General features: G+C 62.4%; 3 protein-coding genes. 2 read left to right on the forward strand and 1 reads right to left on the reverse strand.

Translation table 11 applies throughout. The annotated features are described in order from the left end of the window. Positions 1 to 304 precede the first annotated feature (304 nt). Positions 305 to 7,954, forward strand: a complete 7,650-nt coding sequence (locus tag P6U24_RS09110) for a heparin lyase I family protein (RefSeq protein ID WP_407158797.1) — start codon at positions 305 to 307, stop codon at positions 7,952 to 7,954. A 116-nt stretch (positions 7,955 to 8,070) separates the two neighbouring features. Further along, entirely contained in the window at positions 8,071 to 10,101 is a 2,031-nt protein-coding gene (locus P6U24_RS09115; protein WP_407158798.1) for a caspase family protein, read from the forward strand. 128 nt (positions 10,102 to 10,229) lie between these two features. On the opposite strand, the gene P6U24_RS09120 is transcribed toward P6U24_RS09115, so the two are convergent. Next, a complete protein-coding gene (locus P6U24_RS09120) occupies positions 10,230 to 11,714 on the reverse strand; it encodes an HlyD family type I secretion periplasmic adaptor subunit (protein WP_407158799.1) in 1,485 nt (494 codons plus the stop codon). Positions 11,715 to 11,936 lie beyond the last annotated feature (222 nt).

Here is an 11,936-nt window from a genome sequence, read left to right on the forward strand (position 1 = left end):
AAGCTCGGGGGACGGTTTTGCCTTTGACGGGAATAAGGCTGGGCGCGGCAGTCACCTGCAGCGCGATCGGGAGCCGGCTTGCCGGCGCGCGGCGGCCACACGATTCGCGGTCTTTATCAAGCAACCCGCATTTAAAAATGGAGCCTCATTTAAAAATCGACCCTCGTTTAAAAATAGATCCCCGTTTGGAACCCTTTTTTTGCGAACGGCAAATACTTTGCGCGTTGGCTCCTGAATTGCCTGACGAGCGTGATCTATCGGCTGGCCTTGCACGAATGTTTGCAGACCATGAGAGGATCGATTAATGGCGAAAACTCCATCGCCGGTCATTCTTGCGGTATCTCCTGACGATCTCGCCCTCGATAACGATGGCTCGACGAGCTATTCCGACGAACTAACTCTGGTCGGCACCGCCGTGCCGTACAGTTCGATCGTCATCTATGATGGTTCGACCCAGATTGGCACCGCGACCGCGAACAGCAGCGGAGTCTGGACCTTTCAGACCAAGCCGCTGACCGACAGCAGTCACAGCTTTACCGCGACTGCGACCGCCGCCGGATCAACCACCAGTTCGGCCTCGGCCGCGGTGACGCTGACCGTCGCGTCCGATATCAGCAATTTCTCGCCGCTGACTGATCAATGGTCGGCCCCGATTTATGTCGGCGGGCAACCCTACTACGTTGAAAATGCCAATGTGAATGGCAACGCACCGTGGGCGATCACGCAGCTTGACAGCCACACCTTGCAGTTTCAGTTGCGGCCCAACGATATCTGGGCAGACAATGACAGCCATCGAAGCGAGATTTCTGGCGGCACCGTATTCGCCGCGACGAAGACGATTAGTGTCTCATACCAGTTCGAGGTTTTGCCCGGCTTCAGCGACACTAGTGGAAATCTGGCCTGGTTGATTCTTGGCCAATTTCACGGCGACGATAACAACACCACCTATCAAAACATTCAGGGCGGAAGCCCGCCGCTGGCCTTTCACTTGGCAGGGGCGAACGGGCAGGGCCAGGGTGACTATCTTGCAATTGAGGGATTCTATGCGCTCACCGGGCAGAACAGTTGGACGGTTGCAACGCCGACTGGGGATCCCTACAACGGCTATCTCTACGTGTCGCCCACGCCGATCGTCCGCGGCCAGTACTACGACATCCAAATCGAGGTCAGCTTCCAAAACAACTCCAACGGTTTCGTGGAGATCTGGATCAATGGCACGCAGGTCGTCGATTACCATGGTCCGATTGGCTATGGCGGCGGCATGTATTGGAAAGAGGGCGTCTACGAGGGTTGGTCGAGCAATCAGACCATCACGGTCAATTACGCTAACACCACGGTGACAGCAGCGCCGGGTGCGCCGCTCATTCTCGGCAACACCGTGAACGGCAATCAGGTGATGCTGAGTGGCACCGCACAGGCCAATAGCACCGTGACCGTGTATGACGGATCAATCAAGCTCGGGACGGTCACGGTTGCGTCCAACGGCGCCTGGTTCTATGAGACCGGCGCACTCGCGACAGGCAGCCACACCCTGACCGCCACCGCCACCGATGGGTCGGGAACGGTCGGCGCTGCATCGTCGGCCGCGGCCGCGACGATCAGCACATTCACCGGTCCCATCATCAAGAACGTCGCGATCTCAGCCGCAAGCGGAGAGGCGCTGGTCGGCCAGACCATCACCTTCACCCTCACGATGAGCTCCGCTGTGACCGTCACGGGGACGCCGACGCTCAGTCTCAATGACGGCGGCACCGCGGTCTACAAGAGCGGCTCGGGCTCGAGCACGCTGACCTTCACCTATGTCGTGGGCGCGAGCGACACGACGCTCAGGGGGCTGGCCATCACCGGCATGACCCTGCCGAGCGGGGCTGCCATCACCGACTCCAGCGGCAATGGCGCCATCCTCACCGGCGCGGCCGTTCAATTCCCCGGCGTCACCATCGATACCCAGGCCGTCAAGACGCCCGTGTTCGGCGACCCCGTCGCCAATAGCGATGGGACCTTCACCTTCACCGGCACGGCAGGCGCGAACACGACCGTCTATTTCATGACGTCGTACGGCTCGCCGCTCGGCAGCGCCGCTGTGGACAGCACCGGCCACTGGACGTTCACAAGCCCCTCTTTCGAATACGGCACGTGGAATTCGATCCAGGCCTACAATGTCAATTCGCTGGGCGACGTCAGCGCGATCGGGACCGAGAATGGGTCCGGGTTCGGCGCGACCGTGAAAGTGCCGGCGTCACCGACGATCACCGGCAATGCGCTCACTGGAAATGCTGTTACGCTCTACGGCACGGTGGGTTCAGGCGTCACCAAGGTCACGGTGTATGACGGCACGACCGCGCTCGGAACCGCGACCGTCAACAGCGACAACACCTGGTCATTCACGACCGGCGCGTTGTCCGGCGGCGCTCACAAACTGTCCGCCACGGCGACAAACTCGTCCGGCACATCCGGCAAGTCGGCGGTCGATACGCTGCTGATCGGGGGCGCCTCGGTCGGCGTCTCATCGATCGTGGCTTCCGGAACCGGAATCACGTCGGGATCAGGCGATCTCGGCGCGGCCAGCGTGGTTACGCTGACCGTCAACATGAGCGGCAATGTGACAGTTGCCGGTGGACCGCCGACCCTGACGCTCAACGACGGCGGCACGGCAACCTATGTTGGCGGCTCGGGCACCAGCACGCTGACCTTCAGCTACACGGTGGCGGCGGGTCAGAATACCTCCGATCTCGCGGTCACAGCCTTCACCCTCAATGGCGGCACCCTGACGGATGCGTCCGGCAATGCGGCTGATCTGTCAGGCGTCGTGAGCAACCCGTCTGGCACCTTGCAGATCGACACCACCTTGCCGACGGTGGCGTCGGTCGTGGCGTCCGGCACCGGCATCACCTCGGGCAGTGGCAATCTTACCACCGGTAACGTGGTGACGCTGACCGTCAATATAAGCGAGGCGGTAACCGTCACCGGTGGCACTCCGACCTTGACCCTGAATGATGGTGGGACCGCCACCTACACCGGGGGCTCTGGGACGTCGGCACTGACCTTCAGCTACACGGTCGGGGCAGGTCAGAGCACGTCTGACCTCGCGGTGACCGCTGTTAATCTGAACGGCGCCACAGTGGCAGATGGCGCAGGCAATGCCGCGAATCTCGCAGGGGCTGTGACAAATCCGTCTGGTACCTTGCAGGTCAACGCCAAGGTCCTTCCAGTCTCATCGATCGTTGCCTCGGGCACTGGAATCACGTCCGGCAATGGCGACCTCGGCGCCGGCAGTGTGGTGACGCTGACGGTGAACCTGAGCGACGTGGTGACGGTCGCGGGCGGCACGCCGACGCTGACGCTCAATGACGGGGGCACGGCGACCTATACAGGCGGCTCCGGCACGTCAGCGCTGACCTTCAGCTACACGGTCGCCGCGGGCCAGAACACGTCCGATCTGAGCGTGACGGCGTTCAATCTCAATGGCGCCACGGTCAAGGATAGCACCGGCACCAGCGCCACGCTGACAGGCGCGGTCACCAATCCCTCGGGAACGCTGCAGATCGACACGACGTCGCCGACGGTGTCGTCGGTGGCAGCCTCGGGGACCGGCATCACCTCGGGCAATGGCGATCTTGGCGCCGGCAGCGTCGTGACGCTGACGGTGAATCTGAGTGAGGCGGTGACGGTCGCGGGCGGCACGCCGACCCTGACGCTCAACAATGGCGGCACGGCGACCTATACCGGCGGCTCCGGCACGTCAGCGCTGACCTTCAGCTACACGGTAGCGGCGGGCCAGAACACCTCCGACCTGACGGTGACGGCGCTCAGCCTCAACGGCGCGACGGTCACGGACGGCGCCGGCAACAGCGCCACCCTGACCGGGGCGGTCGCCAATCCCTCCGGGACGTTGCAGATCGACACGACCGCGCCGACGGTCTCGTCGGTGGCGGCCTCGGGGACCGGCATCACCTCGGGCAGCGGCAATCTTGGCGCCGGCAGCGTGGTGACGCTGACGGTGAACCTGAGCGAGGCGGTGACGGTGGCCGGCGGCACGCCGACGCTGACGCTCAACGACGGCGGCACGGCGACCTATACCGGCGGCTCCGGTACCTCGACGCTGACCTTCAGCTACACGGTCTCTGCAGGCCAGAGCACCTCCGACCTGGCGGTGACAGCGATCAGTCTCAATGGGGCGACGGTCAAGGATGGCGCGGGCAACAGCGCCACGCTGAGCGGGGCGGTCACGAACCCCTCGGGGACGCTGCAGATCGATGGCACCGCACCGACCGTATCGTCGGTGGTGACTTCGGGGACGGGCATTACCTCAGGCCGCGGCGATCTTGGCGCTGGCAGCGTGGTGACGCTGACGGTGAACCTGAGCGAGGCTGTGACGGTGGCGGGCGGTACGCCGACGCTGTCGCTCAACAATGGCGGCACGGCGACCTATAGCGGCGGCTCGGGCACGAATGCACTGACCTTCAGCTACAAGGTGGCGGCCGGCCAGAATACGTCCGACCTGACGGTGACGGCGGTCAGCCTCAATGGCGCGACAGTCAAGGATGGTGCAGGCAACAGCGCCATCCTCACCGGGGCGGTTACCAATCCATCGGGAACGCTGCAGATCGACACGACCACGCCGACGGTCTCGTCGGTGGTGGCCTCCGGGACGGGGGTGGCGTCCGGCAGTGGCGATCTTGGCGCCGGCAGCGTGGTGACGCTGACGGTGAATTTGAGCGAGGCGGTCACGGTCGCGGGCGGCACGCCGACCCTGACGCTCAATGACGGCGGCACGGCGACCTACGCCGGCGGCTCCGGCACCAACGCGCTGACCTTCAGCTACACGGTGGCGGCAGGCCAGAACACCGCCGACCTGACAGTGACGGCGGTCAATCTCAATGGTGCGACGGTCAAGGACGGCGCAGGGAATAGCGCCGCCTTGACGGGGGCCATCACCAACCCCTCGGGAACGCTGCAGATCGATGGTACGGCACCGACCATATCGTCGGTGGCAGCCTCCGGAACGGGGATCACGGGTAGCGCAGGTAGCGTGGCGGCGGGCAGCGTGGTGACGCTGACGGTGAAACTGAGCGAGGCGGTGACGGTGGCGGGTGGCACGCCGACGCTGACGCTCAATGATGGCGGCACGGCGATCTATGTCGGCGGCTCCGGCACCAATGCGCTGACCTTCAGTTATACGGTAGCTGCGAGCGACAGTGATGTTTCTGCGCTCGCCATCAGCCAACTCAATCTGCCGAGCGGCACGACCATCAAGGACAGCGCGGGCAATAATGCCAACTTGACAGGCATTGCGGTTACTTTTTCAAGCCTGTCGGTGGACCAGCCGAGCACCATCGAGGCTGCTGGCACGACGGACCTGGTCCAAGCCGCCCATACCTACTATCTCGACCCTTCGAACGGCGGCACCGGCCCGCAGCTGAAGTTCGGTGGAGCGGTCTTGACGGTCGGTCAGCTCGGCAGCAATTGGACGATACTTGGAGCCGAGGCGGTCGGTGGCGGCTACGACGTGGTTTGGAAGAACACGTCGACCGGCCTGTACAACGTCTGGAGCGTCGACGGCAGCGGGAGCTACGTCAAGGACCTGGTCTCCGGAGCTTCCGCCACGAGCGGCGTTCTCGAATCATTCGAGAGCGTTCTCCAACAGGACCTCAATGGTGATGGTACAGTTGGTCTGGTTGGCACACCGATCGATGCGGCCGGGTCCACCAGTCTACTCCGGGTCGGCAGCAATTATTTCCTGACGCCGGTTGGAGGAACTAGCGGCGTAGAGTTGATATTCGACAAATCAGCTTTGACCGTCGGTCAGTTTGGCAGCAGTTGGACAGTCCTTGGAGCCGAGGCGGTTAGCGGCGGCTACGAGGTGGTCTGGAAAAATACCTCTACCGGCCTGTACAACGTCTGGAGCGTGGACAGCAGCGGGAACTACGTCAAGGATCTGGTCTCCGGAGCTTCCGCCGCCAGCGGCGTTCTCGAATCATTTGAGACGGTCTTCCAGCAGGACCTCAATGGTGATGGTACAATTGGCGTTTACACGAGGGCTTTGGAATCCTCTGGCGCGACCAAGCTAACCCAGGTCGCGGACACCTACTATCTTAATCCATCGAGCGGCGGCACCGGTCCGCAGCTGAAGTTCGGTGGAGCGGTCTTGACGGTCGGTCAGCTCGGCAGCAATTGGACGATACTTGGAGCCGAGGCGGTCGGTGGCGGCTACGACGTGGTTTGGAAGAACACGTCGACCGGCCTGTACAACGTCTGGAGCGTCGACGGCAGCGGGAGCTACGTCAAGGACCTGGTCTCCGGAGCTTCCGCCACGAGCGGCGTTCTCGAATCATTCGAGAGCGTTCTCCAACAGGACCTCAATGGTGATGGTACAGTTGGTCTGGTTGGCACACCGATCGATGCGGCCGGGTCCACCAGTCTACTCCGGGTCGGCAGCAATTATTTCCTGACGCCGGTTGGAGGAACTAGCGGCGTAGAGTTGATATTCGACAAATCAGCTTTGACCGTCGGTCAGTTTGGCAGCAGTTGGACAGTCCTTGGAGCCGAGGCGGTTAGCGGCGGCTACGAGGTGGTCTGGAAAAATACCTCGACCGGCCTGTACAACGTCTGGAGCGTGGACAGCAGCGGGAACTACGTCAAGGATCTGGTCTCCGGAGCTTCCGCCACGAGCGGCGTTCTCGAATCATTCGAGACGGTCTTCCAGCAGGACCTCAATGGTGATGGTACAATTGGCGTTTACACGAGGGCTTTGGAATCCTCTGGCGCGACCAAGCTAACCCAGGTCGCGGACACCTACTATCTTAATCCATCGAGCGGCGGCACCGGTCCGCAGCTGAAGTTCGGTGGAGCGGTCTTGACGGTCGGTCAGCTCGGCAGCAATTGGACGATCCTTGGAGCCGAGGCGGTCAGCGGCGGCTACGACGTGGTCTGGAAAAATACATCGACCGGCCTGTACAACGTCTGGAGCGTCGACGGCAGCGGGAACTACGTCAAGGACCTGGTCTCCGGAGCTTCCGCCACGAGTGGCGTTCTCGAATCATTTGAGACGGTCTTCCAGCAGGACCTCAATGGTGATGGTACAATTGGCGTTTACACGGGGGCTTTGGAATCCTCTGGCGCGACCAAGCTAACCCAGGTCGCGGACACCTACTATCTTAATCCATCGAGCGGCGGCACCGGTCCGCAGCTGAAGTTCGGTGGAGCTGTTTTGGCCGTTGGTCAGCTCGGCAGCAGTTGGACGATCCTTGGAGCCGAGGCGGTCAGCGGCGGCTACGACGTGGTCTGGAAAAATACAACGACCGGCCTGTACAACGTATGGAGCGTTGACAGCAGCGGGAACTACGTCAAGGATCTGGTCTCCGGAGTTTCAGCTGATAGTAACGCTTTGAAGACCTATGAGCTGCTCTTCCAGCAAGATCTCAACGGTGACGGCATCATTACCATCCCGAACGGGCAAACGATGGAGCTGACCGGGAGCTTCTCCGGCGAGATCATGTTCGGCGGCGCCACTGGCACGCTCATCATCGATCACTCTGACCAGTTCCATGGCACGATCGGCGGCCAGCTCACCACCACCGATGTCATCGATTTCAAGGACATCACCGCGGGAAGCAATGCGTCGCTCGCGTATTCAGGCAACAATTCTCCGGGCACATTGACGGTGAGCGACGGGACGCACACTGCGCAGGTGGCCCTGCTGGGCAGCTACTCGCTCGCGAATTTCACGGCATCGAGCGATGGGCATGGCGGCACCTCGGTCGTTGATCCTCCGATTGCCTCGGCGCAGGTCAGCAGCCTGGATCAGCAGATCGCCCTGTTCTCGCAGTATATGGCTTCGGATTTCGCAAGCACGTCGTCCAACACCGAACACGGTTCGCTGCTCGGCCTGGACCAGTTGTCGAGCCTAGCTCATCTGGCGGTGATCCCGCCCCAGCAGCACGCCAACGTCTGAGAACGCTCCTGATCGAGCGTCGGGCGGCCGGCTCATGGCAGGGGAGCCTTGAATAGGGGCGCAAGGCCTTTTCGGTCCTTGCGCTCAGCCTCCTCGGGTCCTTTAAGGCTATTGTGATGATATCGCATATTCTGCGAAGCCTCTTCGCGCTCTTGCTTCTGTCTGTTCCGCTCGCAGCCGTCGCGAACGCGTCGGAAAGCCGGCTAGCGCTGGTGATCGGGAATGCCACATACAAGACCGGGGCGCTGGCTACGCCGGCTAATGACGCCGCTCTGGTCGCACAGACGTTGCGGATGCAAGGGTTCGACGTGACCGGCAGCCGCGATCTCGATACAAAAGGTTTGCGGCAGGCGTTCGAGTCGTTCCGCAACAAGGTTCGAGCGTTCGGACCCGGCAGTGTGGTCGTGGTCTACTTTGCCGGTCTTGGATTGCAGGTCGAAGGCAACAACTACTTGCTTCCGGTCGACGCCGTCCCCACTCAGACCTCGGACATCCGGCGGGACGCCGTTCAACTGTCGGGCCTCACCGGATCGCTCGCCGAACTCGGCCCAAAAGCTGCGTTTGTTATTCTGGATGCCGCACGGAAGAATCCGTTCGCGATCGCTGACGGGCCGTTGGCGGCCGGCTTCGCCTGGGCCGAACCGGAGACCAATTTTCTCGTCGCGCTCAGTGCCGCGCCCGGCACCATCGCTTCTGACAATAGCGCTGGCTTCGGTCCTTACGCGGTCGCTCTCGCCGAGATGCTTGGTCAGGACGGCCTGTCTGCGGGGGACCTCTTTGCCCGCGTCAGACTGAGGGTCAACGAGACAACGAATGGCGGTCAGGTACCATGGCAAAACGCCAAGCTGGAGAATTCGTTCGTGTTCGCGGAACGTCCTTCCGATGCGCCCCAGCGGACGGATGCCCCCGAATTGACCCGCAGTTTCCGAACGCAGCCGATGCGCACATTGTCGGCGGGCGACGCCTATTTCACAGCATTGTTGCGCGATACCTTCGACGGTTATTCCGAGTTTCTCGCAGAATACTGGAAAGATCCGATGACAAGCCGCGTACGCGCCTTGCTTGCGGTGCGGCGCGAGGTCCTCACTTGGCATCGCAGCACTCAGAAGAACAATGCGAACGCGTATTGGACGTATTTGGAGCGGTATCCGCGTGGTCCGCATCTGGCTGATGCTCAGCGATGGCTGACGCGTGCAGGGGCCGCCGCCGTGCCGCCTGCCACTTTTGCCAGAATGGAATGTGACGTTCCGTCTCCGCTGCCGGACGAGCGGCAATATGTCGAACGCACGCGACTAAATCTCGGCGACCCGGATTTGGCTTTCGAGCCGCTGTTGCCGATGCCGAACTATTTCCTCAACGCTTCGGCCCTGGAGCCTCCGCGCTTGGCTGTCCCGGTCGGCCCTATCGGCGACCATGATCTGCCAGCCCTGACGTCGCCATTCCCTGCAAAGTCGGGTGCGGCGGTTGCAGCAGCCCCTCCGCTTCCCAGGGAAGCTGAGCAGCTCCCCCAGGACTATGCCAAGACCGGTGACGCAGCTAATTCGATAAGCGCGGTGCCGCCTTCCGTGCGGCCCGCCCCATGGGACCCGACCGCAGGCGCGACGAACGCTACATCTCCCGCTGTGGCCGCGGCGCCCTGGATCATTGGCGGGCCGAGCTACCAATCGGTGGCGCCGGCCGCGGGCACGCCACGGCAAACGACCCCACCATCCGCGTCGGCATCGAGCGGAAAACCTGTCTCTGACGACGCGCGGCGGCCAGCACTTGGCCCGTCGAACCGGGTGCCTTCTTTGGCAGCGAGACCGCTGCCTTCGGCGGGGCTCACTGAGCGTGCTCCCCAAGCGGCCCGCCAAGCGATGCAAGCCGCCAAGCCGAGTGTGCCACGCGCGGGAGCTGCCGTCGCGAACGGTCCGGCCGCAGCGCCCAGCGCACCGGGGCGCGCTCCGCCGGTTCCGCTCAGGCCGAGCTTGGAGGCGCCTGCAACGGCGAGTGTCCCGCGGCCCGTGAGCAGCGGCTCGGTGGCGGCCGGGACTGTCCCTCGGGGCCGTCCGACTGCTTCGACAGGCATACCGGTGGTGCAGCCTGCCAAGAAGCCTGCTGCAGGGGCTCCCGCAGAAACACCAGCGGCGATCCCGCCAGCAGATTAGTCTGGGAATGACTTGCCCGCAGCTGACGCCCGCAGGCGATCCTTATCGACAGGCAAGGCACACGCCGACCGGCAACGAGCCCGGCGCAGCGGCAGTTCAAGCCGGATGCAGCGACATCCTGGAGGAGATTAGCGCTCGCGGAAGCTTTCCTGCCCGTATTTCAGCACCGGGGACAACAGATAGCTGATGATCCTGCGGGAGCCGGTCTTGATTTCCGCAGTGACGGCCATTCCGGGCGAGAGGCGAACGGTTTTGTCCTCAACCCGCATCTCCTGGCTGATGACCGAAATGCGCGCCGCGTAGGTCAGCTGTTGCCCGGCAGGTTCACTCGTGGCCTCCGGCGAGCCGGTGACCTTGTCATTTTGTTTGTCGCTTGTTTCTCGCGCGATCGAATCAGACGAGATGGTTCGCACCTTGCCGTGAAGCAGCCCGTATCGCGTAAAATCGAACGTATCGACCTTGATCTCGACATCGTCGCCGGCGTGGACGAATCCGATGTCGCGGTTGCTCACCATCGCTTCGACTTCCAGCGGGCTATCGCTCGGCACGATCACCATGAGGGTCTGCGCCGGACTCACCACGCCGCCCAAGGTATGGATCGCGAGCTGTTGCACGATGCCCGAGACGGGAGCGGTCAGTTCCTGAAGCTTCAGCCGCTGTTCGGCCTTCGACAAGTCGGCCGTGAGACCGGCGGCCTTCCGCTCGGCCTCGGCCAGCTCTCCGAACAAGGTCCGCCGATATTCTCCGACCGTTTGTGCACGCGTCTCGACGATCGCTGCAAGGGCCGCCTGCACCTCTTTCAGCCGGCTCTTCTGGACCATGCGTTCCTGTTGTCCTTCCGTCAGCTGCTGCAGCACCTCGTAATACTGCAGTCTGGAGCCGTACTCGTTCAGAGACTTCCGGATGTTGACCCGTTCCTCGATGGTTGGAATGACCGCATTGAGCTTCTCGATCGTGGCTGAGATCGTCGCGAGCTCGGCCTCCTTCTGAGTCCGATGCCCGTCTAGCGCCGCGAGCTTCGAGCGCTGCTCGGTCGTCTGGGCCATCAAGAACTGCCGCTGCATCGCGACCAGGGATGCGTCTGCTCCCTTGGGCGGCTGGAATGCTGATAACGGATCGTCAGCATCTGTGAGCGCTGCACGCAAGCGGGCGATCTCGAGCTGCGCCGCGAGCAGGTCGCCTTGCAAATGATTGACTTCGCCCTGGACGATGGTGGGATCGAGCTCGACCAAAACGTCGCCGGCATTGACGCTCTGCCCGTCGGTGACCCGTATCGACCGCACGACACCGGCCTCGAGTGGCTGGATGACCTTGCTGCGGCCTGTGGGAATGACCTTGCCATTCGCCGTTGCCACAATGTCGACATGACTAAGGCTGGCCCAGATCAGCGCGGTCAGAAAAAGCGCGATGAGGGTCGCACCGATTGCCCTGCCGGTCGGTGAGGCCGGCGTTTCGACGATCTCCAGGGCAGCAGGCAGGAAGGCGAATTCTTCCTTGTCCCGAAGCGCTGGACGCGCAGGGAACGGAATGATTTTCAATTCCGGCCGCATGAAAGCCCTGCCAATCGTAGAGCGCGCAGACCGATTAGGTTGACCTGACAGTGGCGCCTCCATCAGTATGGCCGGAGTTGCTTTCCAATCGATTTAAACCGACTTGCGGGCTGTTTTGTGTCAGCGCTGTGGAGGGAGCGGCTCATCCAGGTCGGCTCTGGCAAGGCCGAAAACAGTGGAAGAGTGTCCCATTTAAATATAGTAAACACGCGTTAAAGTATACACGTTATTTGCACAACCAATTACCGAGGCCAGGGCGGCCCCAAGATTTCCAGGAGCGTCGCT

Source organism: Bradyrhizobium sp. STM 3557 (assembly GCF_045571465.1).
In the GTDB taxonomy this organism is placed as follows: Bacteria; Pseudomonadota; Alphaproteobacteria; order Rhizobiales; family Xanthobacteraceae; genus Bradyrhizobium.